At 68.8% G+C, this 20,434-nt stretch carries 19 protein-coding genes; 13 read left to right on the top strand and 6 right to left on the bottom strand.

From position 1 onward, the window contains the following. Positions 1–25: 25 nt before the first annotated feature. The gene (gene secB / locus ASF27_RS13470) at positions 26–532 is read right to left on the bottom strand and encodes a protein-export chaperone SecB (protein ID WP_056172521.1); all 507 of its coding nucleotides are present in this window, start codon (positions 530–532) and stop codon (positions 26–28) included. Between the two features lie 479 nt (positions 533–1,011). On the opposite strand from secB, the gene ASF27_RS13465 reads away from it, so the two are divergent. The 9 genes from ASF27_RS13465 to ASF27_RS13425 all read left to right on the top strand — a co-directional run bounded on the left by ASF27_RS13465 (position 1,012) and on the right by ASF27_RS13425 (position 11,160). Next, on the top strand, positions 1,012–1,737 hold the full coding sequence (locus ASF27_RS13465; protein ID WP_056172518.1) for a Tim44/TimA family putative adaptor protein: 726 nt from the start codon (positions 1,012–1,014) through the stop codon (positions 1,735–1,737). Between the two features lie 101 nt (positions 1,738–1,838). Further along, complete coding sequence (locus ASF27_RS13460) at positions 1,839–3,044, top strand: MltA domain-containing protein (RefSeq protein WP_082479135.1); 1,206 nt, start codon at positions 1,839–1,841, stop codon at positions 3,042–3,044. Next, entirely contained in the window at positions 3,041–3,682 is a 642-nt protein-coding gene (locus ASF27_RS13455) for a Smr/MutS family protein (RefSeq protein ID WP_056360744.1), read from the top strand. The genes ASF27_RS13460 and ASF27_RS13455 overlap by 4 nt, the downstream gene beginning before the upstream one ends. Positions 3,683–3,947: 265 nt before the next feature. Continuing rightward, the gene (gene rho / locus ASF27_RS13450) at positions 3,948–5,291 is read left to right on the top strand and encodes a transcription termination factor Rho (protein ID WP_056172508.1); all 1,344 of its coding nucleotides are present in this window, start codon (positions 3,948–3,950) and stop codon (positions 5,289–5,291) included. A gap of 182 nt (positions 5,292–5,473) precedes the next feature. Further along, positions 5,474–6,793: a tRNA uridine-5-carboxymethylaminomethyl(34) synthesis GTPase MnmE gene (mnmE, locus tag ASF27_RS13445; protein WP_056360741.1), complete on the top strand. Its 1,320-nt coding sequence runs from the start codon at positions 5,474–5,476 to the stop codon at positions 6,791–6,793. A 74-nt stretch (positions 6,794–6,867) separates the two neighbouring features. Next, positions 6,868–8,751 carry a tRNA uridine-5-carboxymethylaminomethyl(34) synthesis enzyme MnmG gene (gene mnmG, locus ASF27_RS13440; RefSeq protein ID WP_056361050.1) on the top strand — a complete coding sequence of 628 codons (1,884 nt, stop codon included), beginning with the start codon at positions 6,868–6,870 and terminating at the stop codon, positions 8,749–8,751. Continuing rightward, positions 8,741–9,379: a 16S rRNA (guanine(527)-N(7))-methyltransferase RsmG gene (gene rsmG / locus ASF27_RS13435; RefSeq protein ID WP_056361047.1), complete on the top strand. Its 639-nt coding sequence runs from the start codon at positions 8,741–8,743 to the stop codon at positions 9,377–9,379. Before mnmG ends, rsmG begins: the two co-directional genes overlap by 11 nt. Further along, a complete protein-coding gene (locus ASF27_RS13430; RefSeq protein WP_056172499.1) occupies positions 9,376–10,224 on the top strand; it encodes a ParA family protein in 849 nt (282 codons plus the stop codon). The genes rsmG and ASF27_RS13430 overlap by 4 nt, the downstream gene beginning before the upstream one ends. A 39-nt stretch (positions 10,225–10,263) precedes the next feature. Next, complete coding sequence (locus ASF27_RS13425) at positions 10,264–11,160, top strand: ParB/RepB/Spo0J family partition protein (protein ID WP_056172496.1); 897 nt, start codon at positions 10,264–10,266, stop codon at positions 11,158–11,160. Positions 11,161–11,198: 38 nt separating this feature from the next. Here ASF27_RS13425 and holA read toward each other — a convergent pair whose 3' ends face one another. The 3 genes from holA to leuS form a co-directional block, all read right to left on the bottom strand. Then, positions 11,199–12,227 (bottom strand): DNA polymerase III subunit delta, encoded by a 1,029-nt coding sequence (gene holA / locus ASF27_RS13420; RefSeq protein WP_056172494.1) that lies wholly within the window; start codon positions 12,225–12,227, stop codon positions 11,199–11,201. Between the two features lie 13 nt (positions 12,228–12,240). Then, positions 12,241–12,798, bottom strand: coding sequence for an LPS assembly lipoprotein LptE (gene lptE, locus ASF27_RS13415; protein WP_056172987.1), 558 nt, complete (start codon positions 12,796–12,798; stop codon positions 12,241–12,243). 125 nt (positions 12,799–12,923) lie between these two features. Next, positions 12,924–15,527: a leucine--tRNA ligase gene (gene leuS / locus ASF27_RS13410; RefSeq protein ID WP_056360738.1), complete on the bottom strand. Its 2,604-nt coding sequence runs from the start codon at positions 15,525–15,527 to the stop codon at positions 12,924–12,926. Positions 15,528–15,753: 226 nt separating this feature from the next. On the opposite strand from leuS, the gene ASF27_RS13405 reads away from it, so the two are divergent. Continuing rightward, positions 15,754–16,245, top strand: a complete 492-nt coding sequence (locus ASF27_RS13405) for a GNAT family N-acetyltransferase (protein WP_056360734.1) — start codon at positions 15,754–15,756, stop codon at positions 16,243–16,245. A gap of 37 nt (positions 16,246–16,282) precedes the next feature. Then, the gene (locus tag ASF27_RS13400) at positions 16,283–16,996 is read left to right on the top strand and encodes a YggS family pyridoxal phosphate-dependent enzyme (protein ID WP_056360731.1); all 714 of its coding nucleotides are present in this window, start codon (positions 16,283–16,285) and stop codon (positions 16,994–16,996) included. A gap of 10 nt (positions 16,997–17,006) precedes the next feature. Here ASF27_RS13400 and ASF27_RS13395 read toward each other — a convergent pair whose 3' ends face one another. Then, a complete protein-coding gene (locus ASF27_RS13395) occupies positions 17,007–17,432 on the bottom strand; it encodes a MarR family winged helix-turn-helix transcriptional regulator (RefSeq protein ID WP_056360728.1) in 426 nt (141 codons plus the stop codon). Between the two features lie 114 nt (positions 17,433–17,546). Here ASF27_RS13395 and ASF27_RS13390 point away from each other — a divergent pair, with 114 nt between their 5' ends. Beyond that, on the top strand, positions 17,547–18,857 hold the full coding sequence (locus tag ASF27_RS13390) for an MFS transporter (RefSeq protein WP_056360724.1): 1,311 nt from the start codon (positions 17,547–17,549) through the stop codon (positions 18,855–18,857). Between the two features lie 15 nt (positions 18,858–18,872). Here ASF27_RS13390 and ASF27_RS13385 read toward each other — a convergent pair whose 3' ends face one another. Continuing rightward, a complete protein-coding gene (locus ASF27_RS13385; protein WP_056172476.1) occupies positions 18,873–19,406 on the bottom strand; it encodes a L,D-transpeptidase family protein in 534 nt (177 codons plus the stop codon). 290 nt (positions 19,407–19,696) lie between these two features. Between ASF27_RS13385 and ASF27_RS13380 the strand changes: the two genes are divergently transcribed. Then, complete coding sequence (locus ASF27_RS13380) at positions 19,697–20,383, top strand: response regulator transcription factor (RefSeq protein WP_056172474.1); 687 nt, start codon at positions 19,697–19,699, stop codon at positions 20,381–20,383. Positions 20,384–20,434 lie beyond the last annotated feature (51 nt).

Below are 20,434 nucleotides of genomic sequence, written 5' to 3'. Positions count from 1 at the left end.
AGCGACGTCGGGGAACCGCTCGGGCTCAGGACGAGAGCGGGCCGGTCTCGGCGCCTTGCGCTTCCATCGCCTTCTGGCGGTAGAGGCCGACGAAATCGATGGGGTCGATGTAGAGCGGCGGGAAGCCGCCATTGCGCACGGCCTCGGCGACGATCTGGCGCGCGAACGGGAACAGCAGGCGCGGGCACTCGATCATCACGGCCGGATGCAGCTGGTCCTGCGGGATGTTGCGCATGCGGAAGATGCCGGCATAGGTCAGCTCGAACGCGAACAGCACCTCGGTGCCGGTCTTGGCGTCGCCCTCCAGGGTCAGCTCGACCTCGAAATCCTCTTCGGCGAGCTGCTTGGCGTTGACGTTGACCTGGATGTTGATCTGCGGCGCGGATTCCTGGGGCTGAAGCGAGCGCGGGGCGTTCGGATTCTCGAAGGAGAGATCCTTGGCGTATTGCCCCAGGGCGTTGATGGCGGGGAGCTGGTCCTCGGCCTGCGCCGTGGCGCCACCGTTCCCGTTCGGTGCCGATGTGTCGGCCATGGCGTTGTCGTCCTTCTCAAGAGCCCTGGGGGCGCGATCCTTGGGAGCACATGCGGGCCGGCGACCGAGCCAGTTCTTGTGTGCTTGCGACGGTTGCGACCACCCATCCGGTGCGAGAGCGCGCTATCATGCCCATCCGGTGCGAACAAGGCGCCGGCTGGCGGCGGCTGGAACCGGGCCGGGCACGCACCATATCCCGGACAACGCGGCAGGCCGAGAACGCACCACGGCGTTGCGGCGGGCGCGCTCGACGGGTCGGGTTGAACGACCCGGCTCGCTCCCGGCGCGGGCCTCGGCTAAGAGTGCTGGCAAAACTCCCGCCCATGGCCGGATCCATGGTTGGATCGGGCTCCGGGCGCGACGGTGCGACGGGAGTTTGGTGCGGGAGTTTGGTAACGGACTCGCAACGCGCGGGATGCGGGGTTTCCGGAGCCCCTCGAACTTCAGCTGTCGTGCGACGGCCACGATCAGGATCGGTGATGCAGGACTCCTTCGACTTGACGACCTTGATCTTCCTCGCCCTGGCGGTGTTCGTGATCTGGCGGCTGCGCTCGGTGCTCGGCCAGAAGACCGGAGCGGAACGCTCGCCGTTCAAGCCCGTGGACCGCAGCCGCACGGAGCCCCCGGCCAACCGGACGGAGGGCGACAACGTGGTTCGCCTGCCCGGCGCCGACCGTGCGCAGGCCGACCGGAGCCAAGCGGCCCCCAAGGCGGAGGTCCGCGACTGGCGCGGCATCGCCGAGCCGGGCTCGGCCATCGCCAACGGCCTCGAAGCGGTGGTGCAGGTGGAGCCCGGTTTCGATCCGCGCGGCTTCGTCGAGGGTGCCAAGTCGGCCTACGAGGCCATCGTGATCGCCTTCGCCAAGGGCGACCGCAAGACCCTGCGCAGCCTGCTCTCGCGGGAGGTCTGCGAAGGCTTCGAGCGCGAGATCGACGCCCGCGAGGGCCGGAAGGAAGTGGTCGAGACCACCTTCGTCTCCCTCGACAAGGCCGAGATCGTCGCCGTCGACGTGAAGAACCGCGTCGCCCAGGTGACGGTACACTTCCTGTCCCACCTCATCACCGCGACCCGCAACGCGCAGGGCCAGGTGATCGACGGTAGCGCCGAGACCGTGGTCGAGGTGCCCGACGTGTGGACCTTCGCCCGGACGCTCGGCACCCGCGACCCGAACTGGCAGCTCGTCGCCACCGAAGCCGGCGCCTGACCCCTCCGGACCGCGTGCGACCACTCGCCCTCGGCGCGGCCCTGGCCGCCCTCGCCCTCTGCCCTCCCCTCCCCGGCTCGGTCGCCCACGCGGCCGAGCCGCTGCGCTTGGGCGGAGCGGTCTCGGGCGGAGGGGTCTTGAGCGCAGTGGTCTCGGGCGGAGCGGTGCTGGAGTGGGTCGATCTCGCGCGCCTGCCGGGCTTTCCCGGTCCCGATCCGGTCCGTGCCCTCGAAGCCTTCCGCCGGACCTGCGCGGCGGCCCCCGTCCCGATGGCGCCGTCGGTCGCCGGCGATGCGGGCGATCTCGCGGCGGCCTGCGCCCGCGCCGCCGCCGTCCCGCCCGAGGGCGCGGCCGCCTTCTTCGCTACGGCGTTCGACGCCTACCGGATCGTCCGCCCCGCGGTTGACGGCGTTCCCGAGCGCCGGGCGGGATTCCTGACCGGGTATTTCGAGCCGGAACTCACGGGCTCGTCCGTCGCGGCTCCGGGCTTCACCGCGCCCGTCCTCGCCCGGCCCGACGACCTCGTGAGCCTGGAGCCCGGCGAGACCCGAACGGGCCTCGATCCGGCGCTCCGCGCCGCGCGCCGGACGGAGACGGGGCTGGCCCCCTATCCCACCCGTGCCGCCATCGAGGACGGAGCCCTGGGGGAGGTCGCCAAGGCGCTGCTCTGGCTCGACCCCGTCGACCTGTTCGTGCTGCAGGTCCAGGGCTCGGGGCGGGTGCGCCTGACCGACGGCCGGACGGTGCGGGTGCTCTATGACGGGCGCAACGGCCGGCCCTACACCTCCATCGGCAAACTCATCGTCACCGAGGGCCATCTGCCCCTGGACGGCCTCACCCTGGCGCGCTGGACGGGCTGGCTGCGGGACAACCCCGAGACGGCCCGCCGCCTGATGCGCCGCAACGAATCGTACATCTTCTTCAAGCTGGCGCCCGTCGAGGACCCGTCGCTCGGCCCCCCGGGGGCCGCCGGCGCCGCGCTGAGCCCCGGACACAGCCTCGCGGTGGATTCCACCCTGTGGCGCTACGGCCTGCCGTTCTGGCTCGAAGCCGCCGGCGATTCCCGGACCGCGCGCCTCGCCATCGCGGCCGACACCGGTTCGGCCATCGTCGGCCCGGCCCGGGGCGATCTCTACCTCGGCACCGGCGAGGCTGCGGGTGTCGCCGCCGGCAACCTACGGGCGACGGCCGGCTTCGTCGTGCTGCTGCCCCGTTCCGGCGAGGCCAAGGCCTTTCCCGAGGTCTCTTCGAAGGCCCCCGCCGAGGTCCCCCCGAAGGCCCCTGCCCTCGCCCCGACCCAACCATGAGACTCCCCCGCCGACCCCGTGGCCTCTCCGGCGAGGACGCTTACCTGTGGGGTGAGATCGCCCGCCTGATCACGCCCCTGCGCGCGAAGTCCAAGCCCAAGCCGAAAGCGCCGGACGCCAATCCGCCCGCCACGCCGCTGCCGAAGGCCGGTGCGAAGCCGGCTCACAAGCCTTCGTCCGCGACGCCTGCGAAGCCGGCCGTGAAGCCGCCGGCGAAACGCGTCACCCTGAAACCCAATCCGCCTCCGGCCTTCCCCGCTCACGTCGTCGCCCCGCCGGCCGCGGCTCCCGCCCTGGCGCCCGGGCTCGAGCGCCGCGTCCGTCTCGCTTTTCGGCGCGGCGCGCTCCAGGTCGATGCCCGGATCGATCTCCACGGGATGTACCAGGCCCAGGCCCACGGCGCGCTGACCGGGTTCCTCATGCGGGCACGGGCAGCCGGCCACACCCATGTGCTCGTCGTCACGGGCAAGGGTGGGATGGATTACAACGACGCCTTCTCGGAGCGCGGGGTCCTGCGCCGCAGCGTGCCGCATTGGCTGCGCGCGCCCGAGCTGCGCAGCATCGTGCTCGGTTTCGAGGAAGCGGCCCGTCACCACGGCGGAGCCGGGGCCCTCTACGTTCGCCTGCGCCGCCGCTGATAGGCGCGTCCCGGGGGCGGGTCGTGCCGGTCCCGGTTGAGGGCTTGAGAAAAATCGAGAATCACGATAGGGCTGAACTCCCTCCTCGTTATGCCGTGCTGCATCCCGTGAGCCCCAAGGCTCCCTCAAGACGATGCGCGGAGCCGTCCCCCTTCGACGCTCCGACCAAAGGCGCCTTCACCGCGCCCGGCGACTCCATCCCAGAATGCATTCCGCCCTTCCGTCCGTCCTGCCGCGGTTTTGAATTCCCAGGTTTTGAATTCCCATGACAGCCTCATACGACGCCCTTGAACCCGTGGATTCGCTGGCCGAGGGCGGCCTTGCCGCCGCCGATCTCGATAGCAAGCGCGAGGTCAAGCTCCAGGATCTCAAGTCGAAGACGCCGACCGACCTGATCGCTTTCGCCGAAGAGGTCGAGGTCGAGAACGCCTCGACCATGCGCAAGCAGGAGCTGATGTTCGCCATCTTGAAGCAGCTCGCGGCCAAGGAGGTCGAGATCATCGGCGCCGGCACCGTCGAAGTGCTGCAGGACGGCTTCGGCTTCCTGCGCTCGTCCGATTCGAACTACCTGCCGGGTCCCGACGACATCTACATCTCGCCGACCCAAATCCGCCGATTCGGCCTGCGCACGGGCGACACGGTGGAGGGGCCGATCCGGGGTCCGAAGGACGGCGAGCGCTATTTCGCCCTGCTCAAGGTCAACACGATCAACTTCGAGAACCCGGAGAAGATCAAGCACAAGGTCCACTTCGACAACCTGACGCCGCTGTTCCCGACGCAGCGCTTCAAGCTCGAACTGGACAATCCGCCGAAGAAAGATTTCAGCCCTCGGATCATCGACATCGTCGCCCCCATCGGTAAGGGCCAGCGCGCCCTGATCGTGGCGCCGCCGCGCACGGGCAAGACCGTGCTGATGCAGAACATCGCTCAGTCGATCACCATCAACCACCCGGAATGCTACCTCATCGTGCTGCTCATCGACGAGCGCCCCGAGGAAGTGACCGACATGATCCGCTCGGTGAAGGGCGAGGTCATCGCCTCGACCTTCGATGAGCCGGCCACTCGTCACGTGCAGGTGGCCGAGATGGTGATCGAGAAGGCCAAGCGCCTCGTGGAGCACGGCCGCGACGTGGTCATCCTGCTCGATTCGATCACCCGCCTCGGCCGGGCCTACAACACCGTGGTGCCGTCCTCCGGCAAGGTGCTGACCGGCGGCGTCGACGCCAACGCCCTACAGCGGCCGAAGCGCTTCTTCGGTGCCGCCCGCAACATCGAGGAAGGCGGCTCGCTCTCAATCATCGCGACCGCCCTCATCGACACCGGCTCGCGCATGGACGAGGTGATCTTCGAGGAGTTCAAGGGCACCGGCAACTCCGAGATCATCCTGGACCGCAAGGTCTCGGACAAGCGCATCTTCCCGGCCATCGACATCACCCGCTCGGGCACCCGCAAGGAAGAGCTCCTGGTTCCGCCGGACTCGCTCAAGAAGACCTACGTGCTGCGCCGCATCCTCAACCCGATGGGCGTCACCGACGCCATCGAGTTCCTCATGGACAAGCTGCGCCAGACCAAGAGCAACAACGACTTCTTCGACTCGATGAACACCTGAGCTTTTCGAGAAGGCCCCCTCCTTTCCTTTGGCGTGGGAGGGGGCCGAAAAATTCGTTTCGTTCCGACCGAGTGTCAGACCGACGCGACACGCAAGTCATTGTTAAAAGATAACGAATTCCGGCGGAAACTATATCTCTTGCCGGCTTATGAAATTAGCCGCTAAGCTGTGACTGCCCCGTGATGGACCAGCCCCCCACGATCTTTGCGCCGGCGAGTGGCTTCGGCCGCGCTGCCGTCGCGGTGATCCGGATCAGCGGCCCCGCCTCCGCATCGGTCCTGATCCGCCTGTCGGGCTCCCTCCCCGCTCCCCGTCGCCTCGTCCTGCGAACCCTGCGGGCGCCGCAAGTGCAGGAGACCTTGGATCAGGCCCTCGTCGTGTGGATGCCGGGACCCGGCACGTTCACGGGCGAAGACATGGCCGAACTCCATCTCCATGGCGGTCCGGCCGTCCGCGCGGCGGTGCTGGGTGCCCTTGCGGCTCTTCCCGGATGCATTCCGGCCGAGCCGGGAGCCTTCACCCGGCGCGCCTTCCTCAACGGTCGCCTGGGTCTCACCGAGGCCGAGGGCATCGCCGACCTCATCGACGCCGAAACCGAAGCCCAGCGCCGCCAGGCCCTGCGCCAACTCGACGGTGCACTCGGTCGTCGGGTCGCGGCGTGGCGCGACCGCCTCATCGATCTCCTCGCCGGCGTCGAAGCCGCCCTCGATTTCTCCGACGAGGGCGATGTCGACGACGATGCCCTCGACGCCGCCCTGTTCGCCAAGGCCCGGGTGATCCGCGATGCCATCGCCGCCGCCCTCGATGACGGGGGGCGCGGCGAGCGCCTGCGCGACGGCTTCACCGTCGTCCTCGCCGGTCCACCGAACGCTGGCAAATCCACACTGCTGAATGCCCTCAGTCGGCGTGACGCGGCCATCGTCTCCCCGGTTCCCGGCACGACCCGCGACGTCATCGAGGTACGCTGCGATCTCGGCGGCTTGCCGGTTCTCTTGATCGATACGGCAGGCCTGCGCGAGGCCGGCGACGCCCTCGAAGCCGAGGGCATTCGCCGGACAAGGGCTCGCATCGCCCAAGCCGATCTCGTGCTTCTCCTGGCGGAGGCCGGTTCGACCTCCGACGTGACCGATCTGTCCGTTCCGATGCCCCCGGTGCTTCGGGTCCAGACGAAGGCTGATCTGTCCGAGGGTTCGCGCTCCGCCGAGGGCCACGTCATCTCGGCGATGACCGGCGAGGGGCTCGACACCCTTCTCGATGCCATCGAACACCATGCCTCGGTGTCGATCGGGGGCGAGGCCGCGCTCATCACGCGCCAGCGGCACCGGGAGGGGCTGACGCGCTGTCGCGATCACCTCGACCGCTTGGTGCAAGGCGCTGTCCTACCCGAACTCGCCGCGGAAGATCTGCGTCTCGCCGTGCGGGCCCTGGGCGAGGTTGCGGGTCAGGTCGGTGTCGAGGAAATGCTCGATCGGCTGTTCTCCGGGTTCTGTATCGGAAAGTAGACAGGCCCGCAGTTTCACGTGAAAAACCGCCGGAATCGTTGACGGTGGCGCGCTCGGGCGCGTACTCCAGCGCCATGCTCCATTCCGTTCTGCCCTATGACGTGATCGTCGTCGGCGGTGGTCACGCCGGCACCGAAGCCGCCGCCGCTGCCGCACGGTTCGGTGCCCGCACGGCCCTGGTGACCCATAGCGCCGCGACCATCGGTGCGATGTCCTGCAACCCCGCCATCGGCGGGCTCGGCAAGGGGCATCTCGTCCGGGAAGTCGATGCCCTCGATGGTCTCATGGGACGGGTCGCCGACGCGGCCGGGATCCAGTTTCGCCTGCTCAACCGGCGCAAGGGACCGGCCGTGCGCGGCCCACGCACCCAGGCCGACCGCAAGCTCTACGCCGCCGCCATGCAGGCCGCCATCGCCGAGACGGCGAACCTCACGGTGATCGAGGGCGAAGTCGGCGACCTCACCGTTCACGACGGCCGAGTCGTGGGTGTCGTCCTGGGGGATGGACGTGCCCTCCCCTGCGCCACCGTGGTGCTGACCACCGGCACCTTCTTGCGCGGTCTCATTCATATCGGAGAGATCCAAACCCCCGCTGGACGAGTCGGCGAAGGCCCGTCCATTGGCCTTGCCGAAACATTGGATCGTCATGGTTTCGCACTGGGGCGTCTGAAGACCGGGACACCGGCCCGCCTCGACGGGCGTACCATCGCCTGGTCCGGACTCGAGATGCAGTCGGCCGACGCCGATCCCGTGCCGTTCTCGACTTTGACCGAGCGGATCACGACGCCGCAGATTCAGTGTGGCATCACCCGCACCACCCAGGCGGTACACGACCTCATCCGGGCCAATCTCCATCGCTCGCCGATGTATTCCGGTGGAATCGCCAGTCGTGGCCCGCGCTACTGTCCTTCGATCGAGGACAAGGTCGTGCGGTTCGGCGACCGGGAGGGCCACCAGATCTTCCTCGAACCCGAAGGGCTCGACGATCCCACGGTCTATCCCAACGGAATTTCCACCGCCTTGCCGGAGGCGGTGCAGCGCGCAGTGATCGCCCTGATCCCGGGCCTGGAGCGCGCTACCATCGTGCGTCCGGGGTATGCCATCGAGTACGACTACGTCGATCCCCGCGAACTCGATACGACGCTTCAGACGCGCCGGTTGCCGGGTCTGTTCCTGGCCGGGCAGATCAACGGCACCACCGGCTACGAGGAGGCGGCGGGGCAGGGGCTGGTGGCCGGTCTCAATGCGGCGCGTTTGGCCGGTGGGGCCGAGCTTGCCACCTTCGACCGGGCGGAATCCTATCTTGGGGTCATGATCGACGACCTCGTCACCCACGGGGTGAGCGAGCCCTATCGCATGTTCACCTCGCGCTCCGAGTATCGCCTGTCCCTCCGCGTCGACAACGCCGATGAGCGGCTGACGCCGCGCGGTGCGGCGTTGGGCTGCGTCGGGACCCGCCGCGCCAGCCACTTCGCCCAGGCGCAGGGGGGGCTTCACGCGGCAAGGGCCTGTCTCGACGGCCTGAGTCTCACACCGAACGAGGCCGCTGCGCACGGCATCCCGCTCAACCAGGACGGGATCCGACGCTCGGCGTTCCAATTGCTCTCCTACCCGGAGATCGACTGGGCCCGGCTTGCCGCGGTATGGCCGGACCTCTCGGGCGTCCCGGACCGGATCGCCGAGCGTCTCCAAACGGACGCCACCTATGCGGTCTATCTCGATCGCCAGACCGCCGACATCGCTGCGTTCCGGCGTGACGAGGCCGTCGCCCTCCCCGCCCGTCTGGATTACGGCGCGATTCCCGGCCTGTCCAACGAGATGCGGAGCAAGTTGGAAACCGTGCGTCCCGGAACCCTCGGCCAAGCGGCACGGATCGAAGGCGTGACCCCAGCGGCGCTGACCTTGCTCGCTGCTCATGCCCGGCGTGGGCACCGCCCGAGTGCCGCGCATGCAAGCTGAGTTCGGACGCGACCGCGTCCTCTCCGAGGCCGGTGTTTCACGTGAAACAGCGTCGAGGCTGGACGTTTATGTCGAGCAGCTTCGCCGATGGCAGACGGTGAAGAACCTCGTCGGTCCCGCGACACTCGACGAAGTCTGGACCCGTCACATCGCCGACGCGCTGCAACTCGCGGCGTTGGCGCCGGATGCCACGCGCTGGCTCGACCTTGGTTCAGGGGCGGGCATTCCCGGCCTGATCCTGGCGCTGGCCGGTCACGGGCGGCCGGGCTTTCAGGTCGATCTCATCGAGAGCAACGCGCGCAAATGCGCGTTCCTCCTCGAGTCCGCGCGCCTGACTTCGGCACCCGCGCGGGTGCACAACGTCCGGATCGAGGATGCGATCGGCAGCCAGACCGGTGTCGAGATCGTGTGCGCCCGCGCGCTCGCTCCCCTCACCCAGCTGCTTGCCTGGACCGAGCCCCTGTTGAAAACCGGCACCGTCGCGCTGTTTCCCAAGGGGCGTGACGTGCAATCCGAATTGACCGAGGCGGCGCAACGGTGGAGATTCGTTTACGATCTTGTGCCGAGCCGTACCGATTCTGACGCGCGGATCGTCCGCGTCACGACCCTCTCCCGCGTGGATTCATGACCAGCGCTCCCACATCCGATCCCCTCAGCGGCGGCAGGCCGGACCGGCCCCTGCGCATCCTCGCCCTTGCCAACCAGAAGGGCGGGGTCGGCAAGACCACGACGGCGATCAACCTCGGCACGGCGCTCGCCGCCATCGGGGAGTCGGTCCTGGTGATCGACCTCGATCCGCAGGGCAACGCCTCGACCGGGCTCGGTGTCGACCGGCGCCAGCGCAAGGTCTCGACCTATCATGTGTTGGCGGGGGAGGCGGAGCTGGGAGCCGCCTGCGTGCAGACGGCCGTGCCCCGTCTCATGGTCGCCCCCTCGACCATGGATCTCCTCGGCCTGGAAATGGAGATGGCGACCGCCCCCGACCGGGCGCACCGGCTGCGCAACGTCCTGAAGGGCGTCGGCCAGAGCGGGACGACGCAGGGCGTCACCTACGTCCTCATCGATTGCCCGCCCTCGCTCAACCTCCTCACCATCAACGCCCTGGCGGCAGCCGACGCGGTGCTGGTGCCCCTGCAATGCGAGTTTTTCGCCCTGGAAGGCTTGAGCCAGTTGCTGCGCACCGTCGAGCAGGTCCGGGGCGCCCTCAACGCGCGCCTGACCATCCAGGGGATCGTCCTGACGATGTTCGATCCGCGCAACAACCTCTCCGCACAGGTGGTGGCCGACGTGCGCAGCTTCATGGGCGACAAGGTCTACGAGACCATGATTCCCCGCAATGTGCGCGTGTCGGAAGCGCCGTCGCACGGCAAACCGGTGCTGCTCTACGATCTCAAATGCGCCGGCAGCCAAGCCTATCTCCGCCTCGCCTCCGAGATCATCCAGCGCGAGGGGCGTCTGCCCGTCGCGGCCTAATCCATGAAAACAGTGCGTAACGGAGTCGAGCGGGTGGCGATGGCGGATGATGTGGTGCGGCCTCGGCTCGGGCGCGGTCTCGCGGCCCTGATCGGTGATTTCGGCGACGAGGGGGCCGACGCGAACCGGTCCCAGGCCCAGCGCAAGGTCGCGGTGGAGTTCCTGCGACCGAACCCACGCAACCCGCGCCGGCGTTTCACCGAAGCCGATCTCGAAGAGCTTGCGGCATCCATCAAGGTGCGCGGCATCATCCAGCCCATCGTGGTGCGGGCCCTGTCGGGCGTGCCCGACACCTTCGAGATCGTCGCGGGCGAGCGCCGTTGGCGGGCGGCCCAGCGTGCGGGTCTGACCGAAGTCCCGGTGGTCACCGTCGAGATCGACGACCGGACCTCGTTGGAGTTCGCCATCCTGGAGAACGTCCAGCGCACGGACCTCAACGCCATCGAAGAGGCGGCCGGCTACGAGCGGCTGATGAGCGAGTTTCAGTACAACCAGAGCGAGTTGGCCGAGATCATCGGCAAGAGCCGCAGCCATCTTGCCAACACCCTGCGCCTGCTGCAGCTGTCTCCCGCGATCCAGGATCGGGTGGTCGCCGGCGAGATCACGGCGGGCCACGCTCGCGCCCTCCTGGCGGTGAAGGATCCCGAGGCCGTCGCCCGGCGGATCGTCGAGGAGGGGATGTCGGTGCGCGAGGTCGAGGCCCTGGCGTCGGCCGAGGTTCCAGATAGCGACGCCCCCCGACCCGGCCGTCCCCGCCGTGGTGCCGAGAAGGACGCCACCCTGCGGTCCTTGGAGCAGGCCATGGGCCGGGCGATCGGCATGCCGGTCTCGTTCAAGACCAAGGCCGCCGGCACGGGCGAGATCCGCATCCGGTACGAGACCGCCGAAGAGCTCGATGGTCTCTGCCGTCTGCTTCAGGTGAGCCCGCAGGGGTAAAGACGATCCCCCCGCCTCGTTAAGGCGGGGTGCCCCCTTCAGCGCCGCCGCGCAGCCTCTGAGGCGATCCGCAGGAGGGTGCTCGACGCGTTGGCGTGGGCTAGATCCGGCGGCGAGCGGCGGCAGGCCAGCACGGCCTCCTGCAAGAGCTGGATCGCGTGGCGGAGCGCCGGAGGCGTCCAGCGCGCGAGCTGGGTCTCCACCGTGGCCTTGCGGCGAAAATGCAGACCGCGCCAATTGCCGACCATCATGCTGGCGCTCTGCCCCTCCCCGGCCAGACGGGTGGCGAGGAGCGTCAGGGCGTGGCGCAGGGCCGAGCCGAGCATCACCGAGGGGTCCATGCCCTCGTGGCGAAAGCGGCGGTAATCGCGCTCGACATCGGTGGTGCGGCCCGAGAAGGCCGCGTCGATCAGTGTGTTGAGGACACTGGCGGCGACGTCGCTCACCACGGCCTCGACGTCGTCGAGGCTCACCGTGTCCTGCCCGCGGGCGTAGAGCGCCAGCTTCTCGATCTCCGACAGGCTGGCACCGCGATCTCCCCCGAGGCTCGTCGCCAGCACGTCGCGCGCCTCGCGGGCGATCCGAAGCCCCTGCTCCTGCAGGGTGCGCTCGATGAGGTCGCCGAGGGCGCGCTCGTCGTCCGGGTAGCACGGGATCGCCAGGGCCTTGGGCGACTTCTCGCAGAGGGTGCGCAGCGGCGCGGATTTCGCCAGATCCCCGGCCTCCACGACGATGCGGGCCTGAGTGATCTCGGCCTTCAGGGCGGCCTCGACGGCCGGTGCGTAGTTGCGGCTTCCCGCCCGCACCCAGATCGTGCGGTTGCCGCCGAACAGGCCGACGGTGCCGGCCTCGTCGACGAGTCGGCCGGCATCCTGCGCCAGGGTGTCGCCGTCGATCTTCACCATGGCGAACGGGTCGCCCGGATCGGAGACGAAGGCTTCGGCGAGGCGCTTGGCACGCTCGAACACCAGGCCGGTGTCCGGTCCGTAGAGGAGCAGCACCGCGATGCGCGGGTCGGGCCCGCGCCGGATCAGCGCCTCGACATCGCTGGCCTTGACGGCGGTCATGCGGGCGAGCCCGTCAGGGCTTCGTCACCAGCACGGAGGCGATGCGGGTCTTGATCTGGTCGGCCAGCACCTTGGCGAGACGGATCTCCGCATCGCGGGCAGCACGCAGGGAGGCGAAGCGCTGCACCGAGCGGTCGTAGGTCGCCGTCGAGGTCGCGACACCTTCGCTGATGATCTTGGTGCCGTCGAGATTCTCCAGGGAGTACTTCACGTTGGCGATGATGGTCCCGGCCTCGGCGCGCCCGGTCTGGGACGAGACGATGGGGGTCTGCACCGTCTCGCTGCCCTGCATCTTGAGGCGGTAGCGCTTGGTCGAGGGCTGGCCCGAGCCGTCGAGATCGAAGATCAATTCGCTGCGCAGATAGTGGCCGATTCGCTCCTGGCCCTGGGCCATGCTGACGTCGTCCACCTGCACGGACGCGAGCAGGGCCGCCATGGGCTCACCTGAAGCAGTGGGGCCGTAGAGGGGCCGGAAGCATGCGGAGAGATTGAGGCCGAGGGCGCAGACGAGCGCCACCCGGGCCGCCCGACGCGCAAGGCCGTTCCGCTCCGTCCGAATCGCCACACGCATCATCGTCGCCGCCGTTCCGACTGCCCAGTTTCGAAGGGCCGAGCTCGCTGTGTACGGCGAAGCCAGGCCCGCCGCCACCCTAGTGGCCGTGTGGTTTACGCTTCGTCTCCGGCCGGATCGTGGGCCTACACGACGAGGTTGACGATCCGGCCGGGTACGACGATCACCTTCTTCGGTGCACGGCCTTCGAGGGCCTTCCGCACGGCCTCGTCCAGGAGCGTCAGGCGTTCGACCTCAGCCTTGTCGGCGTCGCGCGGCACGGTCACGTCCGCCCGCTTCTTACCGTTGATCTGGACGGGGAGGGTGACGGAATCCTCAACCAGGAGCGCACGATCCGCTACGGGCCAGGGCGCCTGGGCCACGAGGCCGTCGCGACCGAGGGCGTGCCAGCACTCTTCGGCGAGATGCGGCATCATCGGTGCCACGAGTTGGGTGAGGATGCCGGCGGCTTCTCGGGCGGCCCCCGCGTCGACGCCGCCGCGCAGGGCTTCGTCGAGGGCGTTGGCGAGGGTGTAGATGTGCGCCACGCAGCGGTTGAAGCGCAGGCGCTCGACATCCTCCTCGACGGAGGCCAGGGCCTTGTGTGCCGCCTTGCGCAGGGCGGCGTCGTTTGCGCCCGCCGTGCCGTTCGCCCCCGCCGCGAGGGAGACGAGGCGCCAGACGCGCTGGACGAAGCGGGCTGCACCCTGGACGCCGTCCTCGGTCCAGATCACGTCGCGCTCGGGCGGTGAGTCCGAGAGCATGAACCAGCGTGCGGTATCGGCGCCGTAGCTCGCGATGATGTCGTCGGGGTCGACGACGTTCTTCTTCGACTTCGACATCTTCTCGATGGCACCGATGGCGATGGGCGCATCGGTTTTCACGTGGAACGCCTGGCGCTCACCGGACTCGGCGGTGATGCGGATGTCGGCCGGCTGAACCCAGGCGCCGGCCGCGTCCTTGTAGGTCTCGTGGACGACCATGCCCTGCGTGAACAACCCGTCGAAGGGCTCGGACACGCCGGACCAGCCGGTGGCTTGCATCGCCCGCATGAAGAAGCGCGCGTAGAGCAGGTGCAGGATCGCGTGCTCGATGCCGCCGATATACTGGTCCACGGCGAGCCACTGATCGACGGCCTTGCGGTCGGTGGGCGCGTCCTGCAGCCACGGTGCGGTGAAGCGCGCGTAGTACCAGGACGAATCCACGAACGTGTCCATGGTGTCGGTCTCGCGCCGGGCCGGCTTCCCGCAGGTGGGGCAGGGGACGTCGCGCCAGGCGTGGTCACGCTCCAGCGGATTGCCGGGCACGTCGAACGAAACCTCGTCGGGCAGGCGCACGGGCAGGTCGGCCACGGGCACCGACACAGGGCCACAGGCGTCGCAATGGATGATCGGGATCGGGCACCCCCAGTAGCGCTGGCGGGACACGCCCCAGTCGCGCAACCGGAACTGCACCTTTCGCGATGCGATGGGGGCGCCCGAAAGGGTCTCGGATTCGAGGCGGTTCGCCACCGCATCGAACGCCTCGTCCGTGGTCATGTCGTCGAGGAAGCGCGAATTGATCATCCGGCCGTCGCCGTCATAGGCGGTGTCGGTGACGACGAAGGTCTTGGCGTCCTGCTCTTCAGGGCAGACCACCGGAGTGTTGCCGAGGCCGTACTTGTTGGCGAAATCCAGATCGCGCTGGTCGTGGGCCGGGCAGCCGAACACCGCCCCGGTGCCGTATTCCATCAGCACGAAGTTCGCGACGTAGACCGGCAGCAGCCACGACGGGTCGAGGGGGTGGCGCACCCTCAGCCCCGTGTCGAATCCGAGCTTCTCCGCCGTATCGATGGCGGCCTGGGCCGTGCCCGTGCGGCGGCACTCTTCGATGAACATCTGGAGTTCGGGGCGCGCGGGCGCGAGCGCCGCCGCGATCGGGTGGTCGGCCGCGATCGCCAAGAACTTCGCGCCGAACAGGGTGTCGGGGCGGGTGGTGTAGACTTTCACCTCCGGCCCCGCGCCGGAGGGGGGCGCGTCGAGGGCGAAGCGGACCTCCAGCCCTTCCGAGCGTCCGATCCAGTTCTTCTGCATCACCCGGACTTTTTCCGGCCACCGCTCGAGGCCGTCGAGGGCGTCGTACAGGTCCTGGGCGAAGTCGGTGATCTTGAAGAACCACTGGGTCAGCTCGCGCTGCTCCACCAGGGCGCCCGAGCGCCAGCCGCGCCCGTCGATGACCTGCTCATTGGCGAGCACCGTGTGGTCCACCGGGTCCCAGTTCACCTTGGCCGTGCGGCGCGTCACCAGTCCCTTGTCGAGGAAATCGAGGAACATGCGCTGCTGGTGCTTGTAGTAGTCGGGATCGCAGGTCGCGATCTCGCGGCTCCAGTCCAGGGACAGGCCCATGCTCTGGAGCTGGCCGCGCATGGTGGCGATGTTGGCGTAGGTCCATTCGCGCGGGTTGACCTTGCGCTCCATGGCGGCGTTCTCGGCCGGCAGGCCGAAGGCGTCCCAGCCCATGGGGTGCAGCACGTTGAAGCCGCGCGCCCGCTTGTAGCGGGCCACCACGTCGCCCATGGCGTAGTTGCGCACGTGGCCCATGTGGATGCGCCCGGACGGGTAGGGGAACATCTCCAGCACGTAGTATTTCGGCCGGCCGTCGTCGTTCCTGGTGGCGTAGATGCCGGCCTCATTCCAGGCCTGCTGCCAGCGCGGCTCGGTCTCCTTGGCGTTGTAACGCTCGGGCGCGGCGGGGCGGGCGGAATGGGTCATGGCGGGGCGCCGTCTCGAGAGAGGATCGGGCGGCGTCTGGGCGCGCCCGGAAGGGGTTGACCGCGGGACTAGCATGCGCGGTCTTGGGGTCAACATACGGGAGAGCGGTCGCTTCGCGGCGTCTCTGGCGAGTGGCCTTCGCGATGTCTCGTTCTCCGGCCGTGTCAGGGTGCAAAATGACGATGAACGCGGCCCATCGCCTGTCCTCGGAAGTCCCGAAACCCTGATGCGGATTCGTCCCTTCCAGCCCGAAGACGCACCGGCCCTTGCCGCTCTGTTCCATGCGTCGGTTCATGCCATCGCGGCTCGCCACTACGGCTTCGCTCAATGCTTCGCCTGGAGTCCTGCCCCACCCGAGCCCGGCCGCTACATCGCCCAAGGCTCGGATGGACGCACTTTTCTCGTGGCCGTCGATGACCGTGACGTGCCCATCGCTTATGGCGACCTCGAAGCCGATGGGCATCTTGATCATCTGTATTGCCGCCCTGACAAGACCGGCATGGGCGTGGCGTCCGCCCTCTACGACGCGCTCGAACGGGTCGCACACGAACAGAGGATGACCCGCCTCTTCGTGGAGGCGAGCGAGACGGCACGCATCTTCTACACGCACAAGGGCTTTAAGGTCGAAGCGTGCTGCGCGGCTCATATCCGAGGCGTCCGCCTCCACAACTACCGCATGGTGAAAGCGCTTGGCTCGCCTTATCCAGGCGTCGCGTAGCAGGCCCATCGCGGGCACATCCTTTCGACGAGGCATCATGGCCGACGTTCCCTTCGAGTACGCTCACCCGAACCCCGCCGATGTCGTTGCCGGCCTGGAGGCCGTGCGCGAAAAAATCCGGCAGGCGGCCGACGATGCCGAACGCGATCCGGCCTCCATCACCCTGGTGGCCGTCTCGAAGCTGATCGCCGCCGAAGGCATCCTGCCGGCCCTGGAAGCGGGACACCGGGTGTTCGGAGAGAACTACGTCCAGGAATCGAAGGCGAAGTGGCCGGCCCTGCGGGAGCGGTTCCCGGACGTGGAGTTGCACCTCGTCGGGCCGCTCCAGTCGAACAAGGCCCGCGAGGCGGTGGAACTGTTCGACGTGATCCACGGCCTCGACCGGCTCTCCCTGGCCGCGGCACTCGGGAAGGAGATCGCGCGGAGCGGCCGGACCCCGAAGCTCCTCGTCCAGGTCAACACCGGCGACGAGCCGCAGAAGGCCGGCGTCTCGCCGGCGCATGTCGATGCCCTGCTCGCCGAGTGTCGCGACACCCACGGCCTCGCGATCGACGGGTTGATGTGCATTCCCCCGGCGGAGGACCCGCCCTCGGCCCATTTCGCCCTGCTCGCCCGCATCGCGGCACGCCACAACCTGCCGATCCTGTCCATGGGCATGAGCGCGGATTACCCGGCGGCGATCCAGATGGGCGCCACGCATATCCGCGTCGGTACGGCGATCTTCGGGGCTCGGCCCTCCAGAACCCAGTAGGACCGCGCCGTCAGAGCGTATCAACCACCCGCGCCATGGCGGCGCGAAGGGCCGCCGCCTCGGGGGGCCCGAATCCCTGCTCGAAGGCGGCCTGCGCCCCTTGCCAGAGCGGCGCCGCGGCAGCCAGGCGCTCCGCACCCGCCGGCGTCAGCGAGAGTTCGCGGGTGCGGGCATCGCGTCCGACGCCGATCGCCAGCAATCCCTCCCGCTCGAGGGGACGCAGCGCCCGGCCTAGCGTGGTGCGGTCCATCACCATCCCGGTGGCGAGGGCGTTGATCGACATCGGACCCGACCGGCCGAGCCGGGCCAGTATCGGATACTGTGTCGCCCGCAGTCCCGCCGGCGCGAGGTGCCGGTCGTAGAATTGCGTCAGTTGCCGTGCGCCCTGCCGGACGGCGAGACACGTGCAGATTGCGATGGGGGTGGGCTCCGTCATGCCGGTACTTCCAGATGTTTCGCCACGACGCGACGGGGATGCTTGAATAAAGCGTGCATATGCGCCTATGCAACGCGCATCTGAGACGGGCGGTTCGCCCCGGAGCGATCAGGCATGGCCTTTCGGGCCCTCCATCCTTCGACGGCCCTGGCGGGCGCCTTCGCGCGCCGCGACATCCACTATGGCTGGGTGGTGGTGGCGGTCACGTTCCTGACCATGCTGGTGACGGCGGGCGCCGTGGGCGCGCCGGGCGTGCTGATCCTGCCGCTGCAGAAGGAGTTCGGCTGGGACACGGCGACGATCTCCTCGGCCCTGGCCATCCGGCTGGTGCTGTTTGGCCTGATGGGACCTTTCGCGGCCGCCCTGATGAACCGGTACGGTCCGCGCCGCGTCGTCCTGACCGCCCTGTCCCTCATCGCCGGCGGCCTCGTGGCGTCCCTTTGGATGAGCCAGGTCTGGCACCTGATCCTGCTGTGGGGCGTGGTCGTCGGGATCGGTACCGGGCTGACGGCCCTGGTTCTCGGCGCGACGGTGGCGACCCGGTGGTTCTCCCATCGCCGCGGCCTCGTGGTCGGCCTGCTCACGGCGAGTTCGGCCACGGGCCAGCTCGTGGTGCTGCCGGTCCTGGCGGCGCTGACCGAGCGGTTCGGCTGGCGGGCGTCCCTCCTGCTGATCTGCGGGCTCCTGCTCGCCGCAGGGCTCGGCGTCCTGGCCCTGATGCGCGACCGGCCGGAGGATCTCGGCCTGCTGCCCTACGGTGAGACGAGACCCCTCGCGGCCGCCTCGACCCCGACGGCGGGCGGGGCCGTCGCGGTCCTGCGCAACGCAGGACGGACGCGGGTGTTCTGGGTTCTGTTCGCCACGTTCTTCATCTGCGGGGCCAGCACCAACGGACTGATCCAGACCCACTTCATTCCCCTGTGCGCCGATTACGGCATCGGTCCCGTCCAGGGCGCCAGCGTGCTCGCCGCGATGGGGATCTTCGACTTCGTCGGCACCGTCGCGTCGGGCTGGCTGTCCGACCGCTACGACAACCGCTGGCTGCTGTTCTGGTACTACGGCCTGCGCGGCCTCTCGCTGATGTTCCTGCCGTTCTCGGACTTCTCGTTCGTCGGGCTCTCGCTGTTCGCGGCCTTCTACGGCCTCGACTGGATCGCCACCGTGCCGCCGACCGTGCGGTTGACGGCGTCGCGCTTCGGCCGGGAGCGGGCGAACCTCGTGTTCGGATGGGTGTTTGCCGGGCATCAGCTCGGCGCGGCGACGGTGGCCTACGGTGCCGGCCTGTCGCGCACGGCCCTGTCGAGCTACCTGCCGGCCTTCTTCGCCGCCGGCGCCCTGTGCCTGATCGCGGCCGGTCTGATCCTGACCCTGGCCGATCCGGAGCGGCGGGGCGACGGCGTTCCGAACGCCGTGCCGGCGCACTGACGGCTCGCGATGAGGTTATCCGATCCACATCCGCGTGCGCGGCCCGAGACGGCGCAGGAGCCGGGCGAGATCCGCGCGCTTCAGGGCGACGCAGCCCTCCGTCGGGGTGTAGCCCGGCCGCGCGCAGTGGAAGAAGATCGCCGAACCGAGGCGCTTGCGGATCGGTCCGCGATTGTAGTCGAGGTCGATGACGAGGTCGTACAGACCGTCGTCCCGCCACATCCGTTCCGTGCTCACGGGGCAGGGCAGGGTGACGGGCCGGTTGTAGCGCCGGTCCCCGGGCTCGTCGCACCAGCCGTCGCTCGGTCGCGTCGCGCGCAGGGCGAGGGCGGTGCGCGGTCGGGCCGCGAACACGTCGGGACGGTAGGCGCCCCCCCGCAGGCGAAAGTGCCCCCGCGGCGAGCCGCCGTCGCCCTCGCGCTTGCGCTGGACCAGCCCCGAGCGCCCGAGGGCACAGGGGATGACGGCCGGACCGGCGAGAACCTGTCCACGGGTGCGGTCGCCCACGAGGGCACGGACGCGCAGGTGCGAGAGCGTCGTTCGTTTCATGGGGCACCTTATCGCCCGGGACGGCACGGGATGCCATCATCGGCAGACCTTCGGCCCCTCCGTCATTTGCCACGCGACCGGACTGAAACTTTAGGCAGTCGTCGGTCGTTTGTGGGGATATTACTGCGCATACGCGCGTCTTTTCCTGAAGACGCGCGGTCCATCAAATCGTTTTCGTTCTGCCGCCGCCTCTCTGGATTCCGCTTGAGGCGGACGCCTTAATCCCTTCCCCTGGTCTGAGGATCACGCGCTGGACGTGACCTCACTCGTGCGCGAAAGTCGTCTGGTCGATGCCCAATACCCATCGCCTGCTGGTCTGCGACGACGATGCTTCGTTGCGGGAAACCCTGACGGAGCAACTGGACCTCTACGAAGAGTTCCGGGTAATCGGCCTGGCGGATGCCACCAGCGCCATCGCCTGCGTGACCGACGATCGCATCGACCTCGTGGTGATGGATGTCGGCCTGCCCGACATGGACGGACGCGAGGCCGTGCGGGCCATGCGCCGGAACGGCTATCGCGGGCCCGTCATCATGCTCACGGGCCAGGATTCCGAGGACGACACGGTGGAGGGGCTCGAAGCCGGAGCCAACGACTACGTCACCAAGCCGTTCAAGTTCGCGGTCCTGCTCGCCCGCATCCGCGCCCACCTGCGCAGCCACGAGGCGAGTGAGGATGCGGTGTTCCAGATCGGGCCCTACACCTTCCGCCCCGGCGCCAAGCTCCTGGTCGACGCGCGCGGGTCGAAGCTGAAGCTGACCGAGAAGGAGACCGCGATCCTGCGCTTCCTCTACCGCGCCGGGTGTGCGGTGGTGGGCCGGGACACGCTGCTCGCGGAAGTCTGGGGCTACAACGCCCAGGTGACCACCCACACCCTCGAGACGCACATCTATCGCCTGCGCCAGAAGATCGAGCCGAATCCGGGACTCGCGGCGATCCTGGTGACAGAGGGCGGCGGCTACAAGCTGCTTCCGTAGCGTATCGCGCCGCCGCGCGGCTTGCGGTAAGCTCGCCCATCGACGGAAGGG

This window comes from Methylobacterium sp. Leaf102 (assembly GCF_001422425.1).
Lineage (GTDB): Bacteria > Pseudomonadota > Alphaproteobacteria > Rhizobiales > Beijerinckiaceae > Methylobacterium.
The sequence above is the reverse complement of the archived record's forward strand: the minus strand, read 5'-3'. Positions and strand labels throughout refer to the sequence as shown.

What these genes read in the sequence shown, in the direction of transcription:
- ASF27_RS13380 (WP_056172474.1), top strand. Translation starts at nt 19,697, where the DNA reads ATGCCCAATACCCATCGCCTGCTGGTCTGCGACGACGATGCTTCGTTG.
- ASF27_RS13390 (WP_056360724.1), top strand. Translation starts at nt 17,547, where the DNA reads ATGGCCTTTCGGGCCCTCCATCCTTCGACGGCCCTGGCGGGCGCCTTC.
- ASF27_RS13385 (WP_056172476.1), bottom strand. Translation starts at nt 19,406, where the DNA reads ATGAAACGAACGACGCTCTCGCACCTGCGCGTCCGTGCCCTCGTGGGC.
- mnmE (WP_056360741.1), top strand. Translation starts at nt 5,474, where the DNA reads ATGGACCAGCCCCCCACGATCTTTGCGCCGGCGAGTGGCTTCGGCCGC.
- secB (WP_056172521.1), bottom strand. Translation starts at nt 532, where the DNA reads ATGGCCGACACATCGGCACCGAACGGGAACGGTGGCGCCACGGCGCAG.
- ASF27_RS13455 (WP_056360744.1), top strand. Translation starts at nt 3,041, where the DNA reads ATGAGACTCCCCCGCCGACCCCGTGGCCTCTCCGGCGAGGACGCTTAC.
- ASF27_RS13425 (WP_056172496.1), top strand. Translation starts at nt 10,264, where the DNA reads ATGGCGGATGATGTGGTGCGGCCTCGGCTCGGGCGCGGTCTCGCGGCC.
- rho (WP_056172508.1), top strand. Translation starts at nt 3,948, where the DNA reads ATGACAGCCTCATACGACGCCCTTGAACCCGTGGATTCGCTGGCCGAG.
- ASF27_RS13395 (WP_056360728.1), bottom strand. Translation starts at nt 17,432, where the DNA reads ATGACGGAGCCCACCCCCATCGCAATCTGCACGTGTCTCGCCGTCCGG.
- ASF27_RS13405 (WP_056360734.1), top strand. Translation starts at nt 15,754, where the DNA reads ATGCGGATTCGTCCCTTCCAGCCCGAAGACGCACCGGCCCTTGCCGCT.
- rsmG (WP_056361047.1), top strand. Translation starts at nt 8,741, where the DNA reads ATGCAAGCTGAGTTCGGACGCGACCGCGTCCTCTCCGAGGCCGGTGTT.
- holA (WP_056172494.1), bottom strand. Translation starts at nt 12,227, where the DNA reads ATGACCGCCGTCAAGGCCAGCGATGTCGAGGCGCTGATCCGGCGCGGG.
- ASF27_RS13465 (WP_056172518.1), top strand. Translation starts at nt 1,012, where the DNA reads ATGCAGGACTCCTTCGACTTGACGACCTTGATCTTCCTCGCCCTGGCG.
- ASF27_RS13400 (WP_056360731.1), top strand. Translation starts at nt 16,283, where the DNA reads ATGGCCGACGTTCCCTTCGAGTACGCTCACCCGAACCCCGCCGATGTC.
- lptE (WP_056172987.1), bottom strand. Translation starts at nt 12,798, where the DNA reads ATGCGTGTGGCGATTCGGACGGAGCGGAACGGCCTTGCGCGTCGGGCG.
- ASF27_RS13430 (WP_056172499.1), top strand. Translation starts at nt 9,376, where the DNA reads ATGACCAGCGCTCCCACATCCGATCCCCTCAGCGGCGGCAGGCCGGAC.
- leuS (WP_056360738.1), bottom strand. Translation starts at nt 15,527, where the DNA reads ATGACCCATTCCGCCCGCCCCGCCGCGCCCGAGCGTTACAACGCCAAG.
- mnmG (WP_056361050.1), top strand. Translation starts at nt 6,868, where the DNA reads ATGCTCCATTCCGTTCTGCCCTATGACGTGATCGTCGTCGGCGGTGGT.